General features: G+C 63.9%; 13 protein-coding genes and 1 pseudogene. 9 read left to right on the top strand and 5 right to left on the bottom strand.

Going from position 1 to position 17,639, the window contains the following annotated elements:
• Positions 1–64 precede the first annotated feature (64 nt).
• The 8 genes from bcsP to VGH41_RS06975 all read left to right on the top strand — a co-directional run bounded on the left by bcsP (position 65) and on the right by VGH41_RS06975 (position 15,401).
• Positions 65–931: a cellulose biosynthesis protein BcsP gene (gene bcsP, locus VGH41_RS07010; RefSeq protein WP_331596628.1), complete on the top strand. Its 867-nt coding sequence runs from the start codon at positions 65–67 to the stop codon at positions 929–931.
• Entirely contained in the window at positions 928–1,716 is a 789-nt protein-coding gene (gene bcsQ, locus VGH41_RS07005) for a cellulose biosynthesis protein BcsQ (protein WP_331596627.1), read from the top strand. The genes bcsP and bcsQ overlap by 4 nt, the downstream gene beginning before the upstream one ends.
• Positions 1,713–3,923 carry a UDP-forming cellulose synthase catalytic subunit gene (bcsA, locus tag VGH41_RS07000; protein WP_331596626.1) on the top strand — a complete coding sequence of 737 codons (2,211 nt, stop codon included), beginning with the start codon at positions 1,713–1,715 and terminating at the stop codon, positions 3,921–3,923. Before bcsQ ends, bcsA begins: the two co-directional genes overlap by 4 nt.
• 66 nt (positions 3,924–3,989) lie before the next feature.
• Positions 3,990–6,458 (top strand): cellulose biosynthesis cyclic di-GMP-binding regulatory protein BcsB, encoded by a 2,469-nt coding sequence (gene bcsB, locus VGH41_RS06995; protein WP_331596625.1) that lies wholly within the window; start codon positions 3,990–3,992, stop codon positions 6,456–6,458.
• Position 6,459: 1 nt separating this feature from the next.
• Positions 6,460–7,632 (top strand): cellulose synthase complex periplasmic endoglucanase BcsZ, encoded by a 1,173-nt coding sequence (gene bcsZ / locus VGH41_RS06990; RefSeq protein WP_331596624.1) that lies wholly within the window; start codon positions 6,460–6,462, stop codon positions 7,630–7,632.
• Positions 7,623–12,473 (top strand): cellulose synthase subunit BcsC-related outer membrane protein, encoded by a 4,851-nt coding sequence (locus tag VGH41_RS06985; protein ID WP_331596623.1) that lies wholly within the window; start codon positions 7,623–7,625, stop codon positions 12,471–12,473. Before bcsZ ends, VGH41_RS06985 begins: the two co-directional genes overlap by 10 nt.
• Before the next feature lie 251 nt (positions 12,474–12,724).
• A complete protein-coding gene (locus tag VGH41_RS06980; protein ID WP_331596622.1) occupies positions 12,725–14,452 on the top strand; it encodes an IlvD/Edd family dehydratase in 1,728 nt (575 codons plus the stop codon).
• A 25-nt stretch (positions 14,453–14,477) separates the two neighbouring features.
• On the top strand, positions 14,478–15,401 hold the full coding sequence (locus VGH41_RS06975) for a dihydrodipicolinate synthase family protein (RefSeq protein ID WP_331596621.1): 924 nt from the start codon (positions 14,478–14,480) through the stop codon (positions 15,399–15,401).
• Positions 15,402–15,448: 47 nt separating this feature from the next.
• Here VGH41_RS06975 and VGH41_RS26595 read toward each other — a convergent pair.
• A pseudogene (locus VGH41_RS26595) lies at positions 15,449–15,739 on the bottom strand (hemagglutinin repeat-containing protein); the annotation flags it as partial.
• Between VGH41_RS26595 and VGH41_RS26590 the strand changes: the two are divergent.
• Positions 15,710–15,811: a SymE family type I addiction module toxin gene (locus VGH41_RS26590; RefSeq protein WP_414696619.1), complete on the top strand. Its 102-nt coding sequence runs from the start codon at positions 15,710–15,712 to the stop codon at positions 15,809–15,811. The pseudogene VGH41_RS26595 and the gene VGH41_RS26590 overlap by 30 nt on opposite strands.
• Positions 15,812–15,874: 63 nt before the next feature.
• Here VGH41_RS26590 and VGH41_RS06970 read toward each other — a convergent pair whose 3' ends face one another.
• From VGH41_RS06970 to VGH41_RS06960, 4 genes are all read right to left on the bottom strand, one after another.
• Positions 15,875–16,189: a hypothetical protein gene (locus VGH41_RS06970; protein ID WP_331596620.1), complete on the bottom strand. Its 315-nt coding sequence runs from the start codon at positions 16,187–16,189 to the stop codon at positions 15,875–15,877.
• A complete protein-coding gene (locus tag VGH41_RS26585; protein ID WP_414696618.1) occupies positions 16,186–16,428 on the bottom strand; it encodes an EndoU domain-containing protein in 243 nt (80 codons plus the stop codon). The genes VGH41_RS06970 and VGH41_RS26585 overlap by 4 nt, the downstream gene beginning before the upstream one ends.
• 154 nt (positions 16,429–16,582) lie before the next feature.
• The gene (locus VGH41_RS06965; protein WP_331596619.1) at positions 16,583–16,915 is read right to left on the bottom strand and encodes a DUF6984 family protein; all 333 of its coding nucleotides are present in this window, start codon (positions 16,913–16,915) and stop codon (positions 16,583–16,585) included.
• A 327-nt stretch (positions 16,916–17,242) separates the two neighbouring features.
• Positions 17,243–17,503, bottom strand: coding sequence for a colicin immunity protein (locus tag VGH41_RS06960; protein WP_331596618.1), 261 nt, complete (start codon positions 17,501–17,503; stop codon positions 17,243–17,245).
• Positions 17,504–17,639: the final 136 nt, after the last annotated feature.

The following is a 17,639-nucleotide window of genomic DNA, read 5'->3' as shown; positions in this document are numbered from 1 at the left end:
GTTCTTCCGTTATCGGCTGTGTAAGCAGGTAGGGGCAAGAAGATATGAACAAGACGGCGGCAACATGAGTCCTTCCAGCGACATCGAAACACTCTTCGGACATTTTGGCGGCAACGCCGGCGACTACCAGGAAATCGGTCGCGAGAACGAGGCGCGCAGCGCGCGCACACGCTGGCCGCTTCTCGTCACACTCGACCTGACACAGCCGCCCATTCCAGCGGTTGCCCAACGGCGCGATCCCCACACGGCACCGCGCGACGCAAGCGCACAGGCGAAGGACGAACGTGCCGGCGCAACGCCTGCTGACGCGGCCCAAGCGGCTCAAGCGGCTCAAGCAGCCGACACGCGCGATGCGCGCGCCAAGGCGCCGCTTTTCGCGCGCGCGCATCGACGCAATATTCCGCCAGTTGCCAACACCATGAAAGCCGACGAACCGCGTGGCGCCGATCGCTTTGCCGCGCCGGCCGATCTCGTTGATCCGGTCGCACCGGCCAGCGGCCACGCGGAGTCAGTTGAGCTTACGTCGCCGGTGTCCGGCGCTGCCGCGGCGGTGCCCGGCGCGCAGCCTGTGCGTGCGTCCGCGCCGCCCGCTGCGCCCTCGTTTGCGCCGCGGCCTGCGGCGCCCGCTGCCGCGCCAGGCTGGGCGAGCACGCCAGCAGCATCCGCAGTACGGACGGCACAGACCGCACAGACCGCGCCGGCAGCCCCCATTGCGGCGACAGCGGCAGCGGCCAGCCATGCGCCATCCATTCTCGGCAAGCTCTTCACGGCCGCCGCGTCGGGTACACCGCCCGCCCAGGCGAGCGGCAGCGAAGGCGTGGCGTTGCATTCCGTCTTCGATCGCCTGCGCGGTACGGCCAACACGCCTGACAACAGCGCTGCTGGCGCCGCGCCTCATGCGTGGCTGTCGAACGGCCCGCGCCGCTCATGAAAGTCATTGCGGTCGTATCCGCGAAGGGCGGCGTCGGCAAGACCACGCTCGCCGCTAATCTTGCTTCCGTTCTGGCGACGAGCGGCCGGCGCGTCATCGCGCTCGATCTCGATCCGCAAAACGCGCTGCGTCTGCATTTCGGCGTGCCGCTCGACAGTATCGACGGCCTGTCGCGCGCCACGTTGAGCGGCGATGCCTTGAGATCGGTGATGTTCGATGGTGTCGACGGTGTGACCGTGCTGCCGTACGGCGCCGTCCTCGAAGACGACCGGCGCCGCTTCGAAGCGCATCTGGATCACGATCCGAGGTGGCTCGCGAATACGCTCGACAGCCTCGGGCTCGACGCCTCCGACATCGTGATCATCGACACACCGCCGGGCTCGTCGGTCTACACGCGCACCGCGCTGTGCGCGGCAGGCTTCGCGCTGAACGTCGTGCTGGCCGACGCCGCGTCATACGCGGCGATCCCGCAGATGGAACGGATGATTGAAACGTACGCCGCGCCGCGCGCCGACTTCGCCGGCGAGGGCTACGTGATCAATCAGGTCGACCAGTCGCGCCAGCTCGCCAAAGACGTGCTCAAGGTCTTGCGTCATCTGCTGGGCGACAAGCTGTTTCCGGGGGTGATTCATCAGGATGAAGGCGTCAGCGAATCGCTTGCCTGCGACACCACGCTGATCCACTACGATTCGCTCAGCCAGGCCGCCGCCGATTTCCGCGCCTGCGGACAATGGCTGATGGCGCGCCTCGACGCGAGCGCCGTTTCGCCTCGGAGTGTTGCATGAGCACGCGGCAATCGCCCGGTATCGAAACCGACAGCGCGCCTTCCAGGCTGGAACGTTTCGTCGACGCGCGGCTGTGGAGCAGCATGCCGGTCGTGATCGTCCTGACGCTCTTCGCGCTGACGATGCTGTACTTCGTGTTCACCGTGCCGCTGGAGTTCTACGAGCAGTTGACCTTCGCGACCTGCTGCTTCATCTGCGCACTGCTGTTTCGCCGCCTGCAGGGACGCTATGCGACGCTCGTGATGATCATGCTGTCGGTGGTCGCGTCGGGCCGCTACATGTTCTGGCGTCTGACCGCCACGACCTACTGGGAGCATCCGCTCGATGCCGCCTGGGGTTTGCTGCTGGTTTCAGCCGAAGTCTATTCGACCATCGTGCTGCTGCTCGGCTACTTCCAGACAGCATGGCCGCTGCAGCGCGAACCGATGCCCTTGCCGGCCTCGCGCGACGAATGGCCGACCGTCGACGTCTTCATCCCCACCTATAACGAACCGCTGTCCGTCGTCAAACCGACCATCTTCGCCGCGCTCGCGCTCGACTACCCCACCGACAAGCTCGCCATTCACGTGCTCGACGATGGCCGTCGTCCGGAGTTCAAGGCTTTCTGCGAAGAAGTGGGCGTGCACTGGACCATCCGCACGCATAACCGGCACGCGAAAGCCGGCAATATCAACGAAGCGCTGAAGATCACCAACGGCGAATACCTCGCCATCTTCGACTGCGATCACATCCCCACCCGCTCGTTTCTGCAGGTCGGCCTTGGCTGGTTCCTGCGCGACAAGCTGCTGTCGATGCTGCAAACGCCGCACCATTTTTTCTCAGCCGATCCGTTCGAACGCAACCTCGGCACCTTCCGCAAGGTGCCCAACGAAGGTGAACTGTTCTACGGCCTCGTGCAGGACGGCAACGACCTGTGGAACGCCACCTTCTTCTGCGGCTCGTGCGCACTGCTGCGCCGGAGCATGGTGGAGGAGATCGGCGGCATTGCGGTCGAGACCGTGACCGAAGACGCGCACACCGCGCTCAAGCTGCACCGGCTCGGCTATACGACCGCCTACCTGGCCATCGCGCAAGCGGCCGGGCTCGCGACCGAAAGCCTGTCGGGCCACATCGGCCAGCGGATTCGCTGGGCGCGCGGCATGACGCAGATCTTCCGGATCGACAATCCGCTGACCGGCAAGGGCCTGAAAATCGGCCAGCGCCTGTGCTATCTGAACGCGATGATGCACTTCTTCTACGGCATCCCGCGTCTGGTGTTTTTGACGGCGCCGCTGTCCTATCTGTTCTTCGGCGCGCACGTGATCGAAGCCGCGGCCAGCACGATTGCCATCTACGCGCTGCCGCACATGATGCACGCGAGCATCACCAATTCGCGCATGCAGCGCCTGTTCCGCCATTCGTTCTGGGCCGAAGTGTACGAGTCGGTGCTGGCTTCTTACATCACCGCGCCGACCCTGCTCGCGCTGATCAACCCGAAGCTCGGCAAGTTCAACGTGACGGCCAAAGGCGGCCAGATCGAAAAGAACTATTTCGACTGGGCGATCTCGCGGCCGTACCTGTTCCTGCTGCTGCTCAACCTGGTGGGCTTCATCGCCGGCGTCGTGCACATCTACCTGAACTGGAACCTGCATAGCGTCGTGCAGACCACCGTCCTGAACCTCGCGTGGACCGGCTACAACATGCTGATCCTCGGCGCGAGCGTGGCCGCCGCGAGCGAGCGCCGGCAGATTCGCGCGGTGCACCGGGTCGCCATGAAAATGCCGGTGATGCTCAAGTTCTCCACGGGGCGCACGCTCGCCTGCGAGACCATCGACTATTCGGAAGGCGGCGTGGGCGTGGCGTTGCCGCAGAACATCCAGGTGCCGATGCACGAGCGCGTGAGCGTGTCGCTGTTTCGCGGCGACGAAGAATTTGCGTTCCCGGCCACGGTCGGTTTTACGGCGCCTGGCCGCGTCGGGCTGCGTTTCGCGGAGCTCTCGCGCGAGCAGGAATACGAGTTCGTCAAAACCACCTTCGCACGCGCCGATGCCTGGATGGGCTGGGCCGAAGGACGCCAGCAGGACACGCCGCTACGCGGGCTGTCACATGTGCTGATGGTCGGCGCACGCGGAATCGGCGGGTTGTTCGACCATCTCTACAGCGACCTGCGCGGCTGGATGGGTGGCCGCCCTATCGATGTCAAAAAGCTGGAAACGAAAAAAGACTGATTTATGGGCAATGGGATGGCGAAGGACCACGATCGACAGGATCAACGCGTACACGGCAAGCGCGGCATGACAGGGCGAACCGGGCGCTTGCGCTCGCGCCGGCTGGCTCGCGCACTGGCCTGCTGGCTGGCGTTACAGACTGCGTTGGCGGGGCCGCTGGCGTCGCTCGCCGCGGCCGCCGACCCGGCTGCCAGCTTGCCCCCCGGCGCCACGCTTCCGGGCGCGCCGCTTGCCGTCGGCGTCGGCAATGTGCCGGCGCCGAGCGCGGCCGTCCCGTTCGATCCGAACGCGCTGGCCCAACCCGCTCTGGCCATGCCCACCCCGGCACTGGCCGCGTCGTCGGTGAAAGCACTCGGCATCCACACGCCTACCACCGCCGAGCCGGGCACCCTGGTGCCGGGCGGCCGCCGTCAGACGCTCACCTTCGCCGACTTCGGCGCACGCGATCCGCTGCAGTTGAGCGGCACCGACGGCCAGAACGGGATTGCGTTTTCGGTGCGCGGCGACGAAGTGGTGACCGGCGCGATCTTGCATCTGATTTACAGCTACTCGCCCGCGCTGCTGCCGAACCTCTCGCAGCTGAAGGTGCTGGTCAACGGTGAAGTCGCCGCTACGCTGCCGGTGCCGCACGAACAGGCGGGCATGCTGCTGGCCCGCGACGTTTCGATCGATCCGCGCTTCATCACCGAATTCAACCACCTCAACGTGCAGTTGATCGGCCATTACACCCAGCAGTGCGAAGATCCGGCCAACTCGTCGTTGTGGGCCACCGTCAGCAATGCGAGTTCGCTCGATCTGACCTACGCCTCGCTCACCAGCAAGCCGGATCTGGCGGCGTTGCCGACCCCGTTCTTCGACCGCCGCGACGTGCGGCGCCTCGAACTGCCGTTCGTCTTGCCCGCCAAACCGGGTACACAGACGCTGGAAGCCGCGGGCATCGTCGCGTCCTGGTTCGGCGCGCTGGCAGGCTATCGCGGTGCCCTGTTCCCCGCTCAACTGGACGAAGCGCCGCTGTCGGGCAACGCGGTAGTGTTCGCAACCTCGGACCAGCGTCCGGCCGGCGTGACGATTCCGCCCATCTCCGGGCCGACCATTGCTGTAGTGGATCGCGACGCCCCGGCGCGCGGCAAGCTGCTGCTGGTGCTCGGGCGTAACGAAGCCGAACTGAAGACCGCGGCGAAAGCGCTCGGCATTGGCCAGAGCACCTTGACCGGACAGAGCGCGACCATCACGCAGCTGAACGAGCTTGGCCCGCGCCAGCCGTACGATGCGCCGAACTGGCTGCCCACCAACCGGCCCGTGCGGTTCGGCGAACTGGCCGAGGCACGCGACCTGACCGTCTCCGGCTACAACGCCGACGCCGTGCGCGTGAACCTGCGCGTGCCGCCTGATCTGTTCATGTGGCACACCAAGGGTGCGCCCATCGATCTGCGCTATCGCTACACGGTACGTCCGTTGCCCGACCGCTCGTCGCTCAACGTCAGTATCAACGACGGCTTCGTGCAAGCCTTGCCGATCCCCGCCAGGCCGGCATCGGTGTTCGATCCCGGCTACTACTTCAATACGATCCTGCCGGACAACAGCGCCTCGGCGCGCCGCACGGTTCACATCCCGCCGCTGCTGCTGACGCCGCGCGCGCAATTGCGCCTCTATTTCTACTACGACATTCCGAACACCGGCGAATGCCATGGCCGGTTGCTGCAGAACGTGGTGGGCGCGGTCGATCCGAATTCCACCATCGATCTGTCGTCGTTCCCGCATTACATGGCGCTGCCGGATCTGGCCGCGTTCGCCAATAGCGGCTTCCCGTTCACGCGCATGGCGGACCTTTCCGAAACCGCCGTGATCCTGCCGAACGAGGCGGATTCGAGCGACTACAGCCTGTATCTGCTGGAGATGGGCCGCATGGGCGCCTCGACCGGCTATCCGGCCACCGGCGTGACAGTCGCCACCGCCAACGACACCGACCAGCTGGCCGGCAAGGATCTGCTGGTGCTTGGCGCGCCGGGCCGTCAGCCGCTCTTGCAGCGTTGGGCGAAAGCCATGCCGTTCTCGAGCGACGGCGATTCGCGCACCTTCGAACTGTCGGACATCACGTTCAGGCTGGAAGACTGGTGGCACGGCGAGCGCGGTGTCGAACGCACGCCGGCGCGCGCCGACCTGTCGCTCGTCAGCTCGAACGGCGCGGCGCTCGTGACCGGTTTCGAGTCGCCGCTGCAGAAGGACCGCAGCGCGGTCGCGCTGGTGAGCGCGGCCGGACAGTCGGACGCCGATCTCAGCGCCGCCTTGCTCGACGCCGACCTGCTGGCGCAGATTCAAGGCGCCATGGCCGTGATTCACGGCCGCACCGTCACCATTACATCCAATGGCAACGCGTACTACATCGGCCATCTGTCGCCGCAGGAATATCTGCGCTGGGCGCTGTCGTCGCATCCGCTGCTGCTGTTGCTGGGAGGCGTGCTCGCCGCGCTGATTATCGCGGCCCTGTTCTACCGTGCGCTGCGCGCGATCGCGGCGCGCCGCTTGAGGAACTGACATGCCGGTAAGCATAAAAACGGCGCCGGTCGCATTCGCATTCGGACTCTTTGCATCCTTGAGCACACTGGGCTTCACCACGCCGGCGCGTGCCGCCACTGCCGCGCAATGCGACTGGCCGGCCTACCGCACGTTCGTCGAGCACTTCGTGCAGGCTGACGGGCGCGTGATCGACTATTCGACGCCGACCCTGCAAACCACCTCCGAAGGCCAGTCCTACGGCATGTTCTTCGCGCTGGTCGCAAACGACCGCGCCACCTTCGACCGGCTGCTCGCATGGACCCGCACGAATCTCGCGAGCAACCAGTTCGACGCACAAGACCCGCGTCTGCCGGCCTGGCAGTGGGGCAGGAAACCGGACGGCACCTACGGCGTGCTCGATCCGAATTCCGCTGCGGATGCCGATCTATGGATCGCCTACGATCTGCTGCAAGCCGGCCGCCTGTGGCGCGACAACAGCTACACGACCCTCGGCGAGGCGCTCGCCGCGCAGATCGTGAAGAAGGAAATCACGTCGCTGCCCGGTCTCGGTCCGATGCTGCTGCCAGGGCCGCAAGGCTTCCAGACTGGCGAGCTCACCCGTCTGAACCCGAGCTACCTGCCGCTGCCCGTGTTGCGCGCACTGGCCAGGGAGATGCCGGGCGGCCCGTGGAGCAAGCTCGCCGACAACGCCTATCAGTTGATCAAGACCACCGCGCCGCAGGGCTTCGCGCCCGACTGGGCCGCGTGGCGCGCCGGCCAGTTCGTCGTGGACCCGAAAACCGGCGACGTGGGCAGCTACGATGCCATTCGCGTCTATCTGTGGGCCGGTATGACCGCGCCCGCCGACGCGCTCGCCAAACCCTGGCTCGCCGCGCTCGGTGGCATGCACACACTGGTTTCGCAGAACGGCTTTCCGCCGGAGAAGGTTGCATCCATCACCGGCGCGCCGAGCGGCGAAGGCCCGCTCAGCTATTGGGGTGCGCTCGCACCGTACTTCAAGGCGCTCGGCGACGAGCACGACCTGGCTCTCGCGCGCACGCATCTGGCCGCGCTCGACAATCCGGTGCAAGGTCATGAACCGGTCTACTACGATCGTGTGCTGGGTCTGTTCGGCACCGGTTTCGTCGACGGCCGCTATCGTTTCGACGACACTGGGCGGCTCGTGCCGGGTTGGAGAAACGCATGCGACTGAGCGCCCTTGCGCTGGCCCTGAGCCTCGCGAGCGTCTGCGCGGCGACCCTGCCGTCTGCCGCCGAGGCGCAAGCCTCGACCGATCCGCTCAACGTGCTGATCGATCAGGGCAAATACTGGCAGTCGCATCAGCGCGGCGACCTCGCCGAGCAGGCGTGGCAGAAAGTGTTGCGGCTCGATCCGAAACAGCCCGACGCCCTCTTCGGGATGGGCATGGTGCTCGCCGACCGCAAGGACGGCAGCGGCGCGCAACAATATCTGGCGCGTTTGCGGGCGGTTGCGCCGAACTATCCGAACATCGACGAACTCGGCCGGCGCCTCGGCGAAAGCAGTCTGCGCGATCAGACCGTCAACGACGCGCGGCGCCTGCAGCAAAGCGGCCAGAGCGCGAGCGCCGTGCAGGAGTATCAGCGTGCGCTCGAAGGCAAGCCCGCCACGCCGCAACTGCAACTCGAGTATTACCAGGCGCTCGCCGCCACGCCGCAGGGCTGGGACCAGGCGCGCCGTGGACTGCAGCAGCTTGTCCAGCAGAATCCGGATGACCCGAAATATGCGCTCGCCTATGCGCAACATCTGACCTATCGCGATCTCACGCGGCGCGAAGGGATCGCGCGCCTCGAAAAGCTGTCCGGCGACAGCACGGTCGGCACGGCGGCGCGCAAGAGCTGGCGCCAGGCGCTGTTGTGGCTCGACGCCCGTCCGTCCGATGCCCCGCTCTATCAGTCGTACCTGCAAGCCGCGCCCGACGACGCGGCCGTCAAGGCACGCTTCGATTCGATGGTGCAGCAGGACCAGGCGGCACGCGATCGCGCGCAGCAAAACGCCGCCGTCGATGCACGCGGCCGCACGATCGCCGACGGCTTTGCGGCGCTCGATCGTGGCGACCTCGTCACGGCGCGCGCGAGATTTTCTTCGGTGTTGAGCAGCACTCCGAACGATACCGACGCACTTGGCGGCATGGGTATTGCCGCGCTGAAGCAGGAACATTTCTCCGAGGCACGCGATTACCTCGAACGCGCCTCGCGCGGCGCCAATCCGGCACGCTGGAAAGACGCGCTACTGAGCGCGACCTACTGGACCTATACCAGCGAGGCCATCGGCGCGCGCAGCAATGGCGAATTCGCGAAAGCGAAGTCGCTGTTCGAACGTGCGATTGCGTTGAATCCGTCGGATGTCACCGCGCAAGTGCTGCTCGGCGAAATGTTGCTCGCCAACGGCGATCCGGTCGGCGCCGAGCAAGCCTATCGAATGGCGCTGCGCCGCCAGGCCGACAACCCCGATGCGATTCGCGGTCTGGTCGGCGCGCTCGCCGCGCAAGGACGCGGCGATGAGGCGCTGCAGTTTGCCAATCAACTGAACGCGGAACAGCAATCAAAGGCTGGCGGCATCGACCGTCTGCGCGGCGAAGCACAAGCCGCCCAGGCACGCGCGGCCGAAGCGCGCGGCGACCTGGGCAGCGCGCGCAGCCTGTTCGAAGATGCACTTCTCAGCAATCCTGACGATCCTTGGATGCGCCTCGATCTCGCCCGCATTTACGTGCGTCAGGGGGCGATCGGCAACGCGCGCAGCATGATGGATGGTCTGCTCGCGGCCCATCCCAACATGACCGACGCGCTGTATGCGAGCGCGTTGCTGTCGGCGGAGACCGAAGACTGGTCAGCCGGTCTTGCGCAACTGGACCGCATTCCGACCGCCCAGCGCACCGACGCGATCGCCACCTTGCAGCACCGCTTGTGGGTGCATCAGCAGGCGAGCCTCGCCACGCAGCTGGCGCGCAGCGGCCAGACGCAACAGGCATTTGCGATGCTGCGCGGCGCCGAACCGGTTGCCGCGGGCAGTCCGGAACTGATCGGCGTGGTGGCCTCGGCGTATCAGCAGATCGGCGATTCGAACCGCGCGCTGTGGCTCGTGCGCAGTGCGATGAACGCGTCGCCCGGCGACACCGATCTGTTGCTGCAATACGCCGGCATCCTGCTCGCCACGCATCAGGACAACGAACTCGGCATGGTGATGCGGCGGCTCGCCGCGACCCAGATGACGCCGCAGCAACGCACCAGTTTCGGTAATCTGAATCTGGCGATTGTCATCCGGCAAGCAGACTCGGTGCGTCAGCGCGGCGACCTGGCCAGTGCATACGACGTGATCGCGCCGTGGCTCGCGGCGATGCCCGACAATCCGGACCTGCAGGCCGCGCTTGCGCGTCTCTATACCTCCTCCGGCGACGACCGCAATGCGCTGGTGAGCTATCGCACCGCGCTCGCACGCCGTCCCGACGATCTGGCTCTGTTGCTGCCCACCATTCCCGCTGCGACCGGCGCCAAAGACTTCAAGTACGCCGAACAGATCGCCGCACAAGCGCTCAATGCCGCGCCGGACAATCCCGATGTGCTGGCCGCCGTGGGTCGCATGTATCGCGCCGAAGGCAAGCTGTCGCTGGCCGCGACCTATCTGCAGCGCTCGCTGGTCGCCTCCACCACGCCGGTGACGGGCACCGCGACGCGCGCCGGATCCGCGGCCAATGTGCCGCGTGGCTGGGAAGTGGCGATGCGCCGGATCGGCGCCAATCCGTTGCCGGGCACCAATCCGTTCGAAGGAAAAACCGCCGTCGACATCCCCGCAACCGACGCATCCCCTGCCGCCACCGGCAGCCCCGGCTTCAACGCGACCCCGCCCGCGCTGCCCTACACGGCGCCCGCCGCCTCTCCGTATTCGCAGTCTTCCTTGCCGACGCAAACCGTGCCCAGCTATCCGCCGCCCTCGCAGCCCGCACCCTACGTGGCGCCCTATGTGACGCCGTACGTGGCGCCCTCCGCCCTGCCGAACGGCCCGTCCAGCACGTCGAGCTATAACGCCGGGGCGGACGGCTATGGTCCCGACAACTACGGCGCGAGCGAAGCGGGCGCGCCTGCCGCGGCACCGTTGCAGCCGTATCCGGGTCAGGGGCAGGCGCCGGTTCAGCAGCCGCAACAACCGTATAACGCGCCCTACAATGCGGCGCCTTATGGCGCACCGTATGCGCCGCAGGCAGCCGCGCCTTATGGAGCACCGGCGCCCTACGAGGCCACGCCGTGGCCGATGTCGCCGGCCGCTCGCGAAGCGCAGGCCAATGCCGCCGGCGGTCAGCAGGCACGCAATGACCCAGCCACGTCAAACGCGAAGCGTACGGCGAGCAAAAGCAAGACGGCCTCCCGCAACGCCACCCCCAACCGCAATGCGAATGCGGCGGGACAGGCGTATGCGCAAGCGCCGTACGGGCAGCAAGGGTATCCGCAACAACCGCCGTATTACGGGCAGCCACCGTATCCGCAGCAGCAGGCCTATGGTCAGCAAGCGTATTACGCACAGCAACAGCCTTATCCGCCGCAGCAACAAGGCTACGCGCCGCAGCCTTATCCACAGCAGCAAGGCTATGCGCCGCAGCCTTACCAGAACCAGGGCTACGCGAATCAGGGGTACTACGCGCAACAGCCGTATATCCCGCAACCGCCTGCCGGTTACGCGCAGCCTTACTACCCGCCGCAACCGGGCGCGCAGCCCGGGGGCGCGGGTGGCAATTACACGCCCTCGCCCGCCAGCGTGGCCAGTTCACAGACGCTCGGTGTCGCGGAAGAACTGGCCCAGGTCAATCGTGAGCAGACCAGCACGGTCTCGGGCGGTATCGTGTTTCGCAACCGCTCGGGCGAGGACGGTCTGTCGAATCTCACTGATATCGAAGCGCCGATTCAAGGCAAGATCCAGGCAGGCAATGGCCATGTCGTCGTGACGGCCACGCCGGTGACGCTCGATGCGAGCACGTCCGGCACCAGTGTGCCGACGACAGCGCGCTTCGGCTCCGGGCTCTCGAATGGCACGCCTCCTGGCGCACTCGCGAGCAGAACGGCACAGGCGACGCTCGGCCAGAACACCTTCGGTCAGCAGACGGCGAATGGCGTCGGACTTTCGGTCGGCTATGTGGACCGCAGCGTCTCGGCTGATGTCGGCGTCACGCCATTGGGATTCCCCGAGAAGAACGTGGTGGGCGGCGCGCAATACAACGGGGCGGTCACGGACCAGGTGTCGTATTCGCTCGCCGTGGCCCGCCGCGCCGTCACCGACAGCCTGCTCTCCTATGCCGGCGCGCGCGATCAGGGAGCAAATCTCGAATGGGGCGGCGTGACCTCGAACGGCGCGCTTGCCAGTCTTGCCTGGGACGACGGCACGAGCGGCCTGTATCTGAATGCGACGTACCAGTACTACATGGGGGATCACGTCGAAAGCAACAATGCGGTCAAGGGCGGCGGCGGCGTGTACACGCGTCTCTTCAAGAACGCGGACACGACCTTGACCATCGGCGTCAATACGACGCTGATGCACTACGACAAGAACCTCTCCTACTTCACATACGGCCAGGGCGGCTACTTCAGCCCGCAGCAGTATGTGATCCTGAACTTGCCGGTGGAGTGGACCGGTCGCAATGGCGACTTCACCTACGACCTCAAGGGTTCGATCGGCGTACAGCACTATCGTCAGGACTCTTCGCCGTACTTCCCGCTCGATGGCGGCCGCCAGAATAACGCGGCGCAAGCGGCAGCGTTAGCGGCGCTGGCGGGTGACAGCGTCGACGGCGGCGCGGTTTATCCCGGTCAGAGCAAGACTGGCGTGTCGTATTCGTTCAACGCGACCGGCGAATACCAACTCGCGCCGCAACTCGCGGTGGGGGCGACGGGGTCGCTTGGCAATGCGTATCAGTATCGTGAATGGCTGGCCGCCGTTTATGTGCGCTATAGCTTCACGAGGCAAGGTGGATTGCAGCCGTTCCCACCGACGCCTTTGACCTCGCCATACGTGTCCTTGTCCAACTGAGTCAACAGATCGTTGAGGCCGGGATTGGGTGAAAGCCGCACGTGCTCGATGCACGCGCGGCTTTTTTCGTTCCAAGCGGCCTTTCTTGCATGCCAGCGCTTTTGCGAGGTCTTCCCTGCCCGCAGGCCGGCCGGGTCGAGCGGAGTAAAATCAGTCGGCGAGGTAGCCGCGACACCCTTAGCGGATGGAGCCGGAGCCAAAGCCTTCCGCTCCGCGTCATCCAAATCATTCACGCATGTGAGGAGACGACCGTGAGCACTGCCATCAAAAAGCCGTTGCGCAGCGAGGCCTGGTTCGGCAAAGCGGACAAAGACGGCTTCATTCACCGCTCCTGGATGAAAAACCAGGGGCTGCCGCATCATCTCTTCGACGGCAGACCGGTCATCGGCATCTGCAACACGTGGTCTGAACTGACGCCGTGCAACGCCCACTTCCGCGAACTCGCCGAGTACGTCAAAAAAGGCGTATACGAGGCCGGTGGCTTTCCGGTCGAGTTTCCGGTCATGTCGCTCGGCGAATCGAATTTGCGGCCTACGGCCATGCTGTTTCGCAATCTGGCGTCGATGGATGTCGAGGAGTCGATCCGCGGCAATCCGATTGACGGTGTGATCCTGCTATGCGGATGCGACAAGACCACGCCGGCGCTGCTGATGGGCGCGGCATCGTGCGATCTGCCGACCCTCGCCGTCTCCGGCGGCCCGATGCTCAACGGTCGCTATCGCGGCCAGACGCTCGGCTCCGGCACGGGAGTCTGGCAAATGTCCGAGCAGGTGCGGGCGGGCACGATGAACATGGAGCAATTCGTGGAAGCGGAGAGCTGCATGAATCGCTCGCGGGGTCATTGCATGACCATGGGTACCGCGTCGACGATGGCCAGCATGGTCGAGGCGCTCGGCATGGGATTGCCGCACAACGCGGCCATTCCCGCCGTCGACGCGCGCCGCCAGGTTCTGGCACACATGGCGGGACGCCGCATCGTGGAAATGGTCCGTGAAGACCTCGTCATGAGCAAGATCCTGACGCGCGCCGCTTTCGAGAACGCAATACGTGCCAACGCCGCGATCGGCGGTTCGACGAATGCAGTGGTGCATCTGTTGGCCATTGCGGGACGCATCGGCGTTGAGCTGACGCTCGAAGACTGGGAGCGCGGCTCGGACGTGCCGTGCCTCGTGAACCTGCAGCCTTCGGGCGAGTTTCTGATGGAAGACTTTTACTACGCGGGCGGCCTGCCCGCCGTGTTGCGCGAGTTGGGTAACGGCGACTTGCTGCACCGCGACGCCTTGACAGTCAACGGCAAGACCCTCTGGGACAACGTCAGCCGAGCCGAATGCTTCGATCGCAAGGTGATTTTTCCGTTGGCGGAGCCCTTCAAGGCCAAGGCCGGCATTGCGGTGCTCAAGGGCAATCTTGCACCGGACGGCGCCGTCATCAAGCCCTCCGCGGCCACTGCGGCGCTGTTGCAGCATCGCGGACGCGCGGTGGTGTTCGAGAGCGTCGAAGATCTGCACGCGCGTATCAACGACGAGAACCTGGATATCGACGCCAGTTGCGTGATGGTCCTCAAAGGCGCGGGACCGAAGGGCTACCCCGGCTTTGCCGAGGTCGGCAATATGCCCTTGCCGACCAAGGTGCTGAAACAGGGGATTACCGACATGGTACGCATCTCCGACGGCCGCATGAGCGGCACGGCATACGGCGCGGTGGTCCTGCACGTCGCACCGGAAGCCGCCGCCGGAGGCACCCTCGCACTGGTCAAGAACGGCGACATGATCGAACTCGATGTTGCGGGAAGACGGCTGCACCTCGATGTCAACGACGCGGAACTGGCGCGCCGCCGGGCCGCATGGAAAGCGCCCGAGGCGCCTAGGCGCGGCTGGTACAAGCTGTATGTCAATAGCGTCCAGCAAGCCAATCTCGGTGCCGATCTGGATTTCCTGGTCGGCTCCAGCGGTGCCGAAGTGCCGCGCGATTCGCATTGAACAGTCAAGCCGAGTACCTGATGCCATGAACCCGTCAAGCACACCATCTTCAGGCGTTGCCGGTATCTATCCGATCCTGTATGCGTTCTTCGATCGCAGCAATCAGCTCGATCGCACCGCGATGCGCCGGCAAATGCAGGCCATCGCAAACGCCGGCGCACCTGGCGTGGCCATGCTCGGCCTTGCCACCGAGGTCAACAAGCTCTCGCGTAGCGAGCGTGAGCAGGTGATTCGTTGGGCGGTCGAGGACAGCGGCGGCAGGTTGCCGCTAGCAGTCACGATTAGCGGCGCGACGGTGGACGCGCAACGCGACCTCGCGAGTTTTGCGGTCGCCCAGGGCGCGACATGGCTGATCCTGCAACCGCCCGCGTTGCTCGCCGGCGAGGCGCCTCGGCCGGAAGCGTTCTATTTCGACTTCTTTGCTGCGGTCATGCAAGGTTTCGACGTGCCGGTGGGTATTCAGAATGCCCCCGAATATCTGGGTGTGGGCCTCTCGCCCGAAAGTCTCGAAAGGCTCGCTGCACAGTGCTCCAATTTTCGCCTCCTCAAAGGCGAGGGGCCGTCGATCGTACTGGCGCAGACTGTCGCGAGAATCGGCCATTTGATGCCTGTGCTAAACGGACGCGGTGGACTGGAGCTGCTCGACAATCTGCGCGCCGGATGCGCGGGCATGATCGTGGCGCCTGATTGCTTCGACTGGCAGCAACGCATCTACGAGGCCTTTGCGAGCGGCGACGAGGCGCGGGCTGAGCAGTTATATCGCGAGGTGCTCCCCGCCATCGTGTTTGTCATGCAGTCGCTGGATACTTTGGTCTGCTACGGAAAACGCATCGCGGCATGGCGCATGGGCTTCGACGTGGAATACGACCGCGCTGCGACATTGCAGCCGAGCCGCTTCGGGCTGGAGGCAGCGCGGCGGTTTGCGCAGAGGCTGGGGGTGTTGGGTTGAGGGGGCATACTGGAATCTGACCGCTCCACCAATCGTGCTGAACGCGTTTTCTGCGTCTGAGAGCGCTGCGCGGTATCGGTCGCGGCATCGATGATGATGTTCTCCGCCGTGCCCGTAACGTTCTGGCCTGCGACTAGATCGCTGCCCGTCACATGCAGGGTGTTGCCCGCCTGGATCGAGGGATTGCCGTTGATCGAGCCAACCGGACTCGCGTTGTTCGTGACGTCTGATTCCCGGTCGGTCGTCGCAAGCCTGTTCCCGTCAACCGTGTACCGGCAGACTCTTGCGACCAGGGTCTTTTTACGTGACTGCGCATCGCCGGCATGTGGCTGGAGCACGCCGCCTTCCCGCCCGGGCAGTGCGTAAGGATCGAGGTCCAGTACGGCAGGCTCGTCATCACGCCGGATTGAATGACGCTACAACCAACAGACCCGGCCACGGCCGGCCGGGTTTATCTCCATTGTCAAACCAAGTTATTTCCTTCTATCAAATCTCTTATCCTCATCGTTTTCAGACTTGAATCCCATGAGCAGTCCAGCCTCTAGTAACTTGATGGCCGCCTTACCTGAAATCCTGTACGGGAAGCGTTCTAATGCACCATTTATATATTCGAACGCAAGTCCATACTCTCCAGCCAGGTCAATAAACTCCCGGATTTGCACCATCTCATCTTCGTATGAAATTCCGTCTGGCGGATAAGAGTTGCCCACTTCTGGCTGCCCCTCCATTTCCTCCAGAACAAGCATTAAGTTAATTTCAATGATTTCGTGATCTGATTGATTTGTCATTTCGGATTTCTCGGCAAATTTGTTGGATAACCAGTCACAATACGCCCTTTGCTCGGATCGACGACCACCTTGATATCCACACTATTGATTGTGCCGGCCCGTGTTACATAACCATTTCCTGACGGCTTAGACCACTGCGTTTTCGGATCTGTGGCTATATCAGAAATGGCGTTGGTAATATCCTGCGGACTCCACGCAGGAGGAAACTCCGATTTTCCTGGCTTCCCAACGCCCGACAGATGCCCGCCAAAAGTCGGCCCATCGCCATAGAGAACATGCGTTTCTGCGTTCGAGTCAAGAAGCGAGTTATTGCCGCTCTCACTATCACCGTTCCCGCTATTTAGAGTCGCATAACCCGGTACATACTCCGAAGTCGTATAGCTGCATGCGAAATCACTTGGTCACGGTCGGGAACTGTTTCAGTGGGGAAAAGTCAACCTTCCACATATCAAGCTCGTAAAGATTACCGTGCTCATCCAAGTTGACGACAACCATAACTTGTATGCCATCGCTATCGACGAATTCTCTTTCGACCAACTGCTCCCCAAGACAACGCGGCCTTGCATCCGAAGCACAAAAGCGCAAGCCCCCCATTCCGCCGTCGTTCATTTCTTCAACAAGTGCGTCGGAGATGGAACTGAGAAGATGCGCTGCTCGAAGTTTTCCAACGATCAAGTGGGTTAGCAGCGCCTTCTCAGCATCTCTCAGCGGTCTCACAGTGTTCATGCTCATCTCGGTGGTGTAATACGTCCGACGTTAATCTACCGTCGGGAAGCTTGTAGGAACTGTCGGTGAATGTCGTCCCGTTCACAACGACGGTGCCCGTGTACTGCCCCTGAGGTAGCAACGCCCTAACGTTATTGAGGTCACTCACACGGCATTTTGAACCGCGGTGGCATCGTAGCCGCCGCTGATTGCGTGACGGAAGGTGTGGCTGCTCTGATTGTCATTGGCCCCGAACTGAATATTCGGGTTGCCGTATGCTGCACTGTCTATGGCGTGCTCGTCGCCGTTTCCATTATTGAGCGTCGCATTACCCGGCACATACCCCGATCACCACCCGGCTATCGATGGTGCCGTGACTATGAACGTGTCATGTTCGGCTGACTCTGAGCGGATAAATTCGATCGCGGTGAGATTATTCACATGTGCCTTGTTCGGATCAACTGGTGGCTCCGCACCGTCCCAAATGCAATCTATGCGAGCCTCGAACCCGGGGTTGCGCCATATTCCACCCTCTATGCGTGATACGACAAACCCACGTTTCGCAGCCTCGGCACAGACAGCGATTGCTGCTTCGGTCGAAAGCTTCATGACGATACTTCCATTGTGCGAAAAGTAGTCGTTTGCATCGACGTATCGCTTCGTTCTATCAATGATCATTCTTTGCTCTTCCATTGAATTCGGCTGTCAACGATCCATTCCGGATCGGTCTTGTCGCTGATCTGAA

Source organism: Paraburkholderia sp. (assembly GCF_036488795.1).
In the GTDB taxonomy this organism is placed as follows: domain Bacteria; phylum Pseudomonadota; class Gammaproteobacteria; order Burkholderiales; family Burkholderiaceae; genus Paraburkholderia.
Note: the sequence above shows the minus strand (reverse complement) of the source record. Positions and strands in the feature narration are given on the sequence as shown.

Bases quoted from the DNA above. Each gene is read 5' to 3' on its own strand.
- VGH41_RS06960 (WP_331596618.1), bottom strand. From the start codon at position 17,503: ATGAAGCTTTCGACCGAAGCAGCAATCGCTGTCTGTGCCGAGGCTGCG.
- VGH41_RS06965 (WP_331596619.1), bottom strand. From the start codon at position 16,915: ATGAACACTGTGAGACCGCTGAGAGATGCTGAGAAGGCGCTGCTAACC.
- bcsQ (WP_331596627.1), top strand. From the start codon at position 928: ATGAAAGTCATTGCGGTCGTATCCGCGAAGGGCGGCGTCGGCAAGACC.
- bcsP (WP_331596628.1), top strand. From the start codon at position 65: ATGAGTCCTTCCAGCGACATCGAAACACTCTTCGGACATTTTGGCGGC.
- bcsB (WP_331596625.1), top strand. From the start codon at position 3,990: ATGACAGGGCGAACCGGGCGCTTGCGCTCGCGCCGGCTGGCTCGCGCA.
- VGH41_RS06970 (WP_331596620.1), bottom strand. From the start codon at position 16,189: ATGACAAATCAATCAGATCACGAAATCATTGAAATTAACTTAATGCTT.
- bcsZ (WP_331596624.1), top strand. From the start codon at position 6,460: ATGCCGGTAAGCATAAAAACGGCGCCGGTCGCATTCGCATTCGGACTC.
- VGH41_RS06985 (WP_331596623.1), top strand. From the start codon at position 7,623: ATGCGACTGAGCGCCCTTGCGCTGGCCCTGAGCCTCGCGAGCGTCTGC.
- VGH41_RS06975 (WP_331596621.1), top strand. From the start codon at position 14,478: ATGAACCCGTCAAGCACACCATCTTCAGGCGTTGCCGGTATCTATCCG.
- bcsA (WP_331596626.1), top strand. From the start codon at position 1,713: ATGAGCACGCGGCAATCGCCCGGTATCGAAACCGACAGCGCGCCTTCC.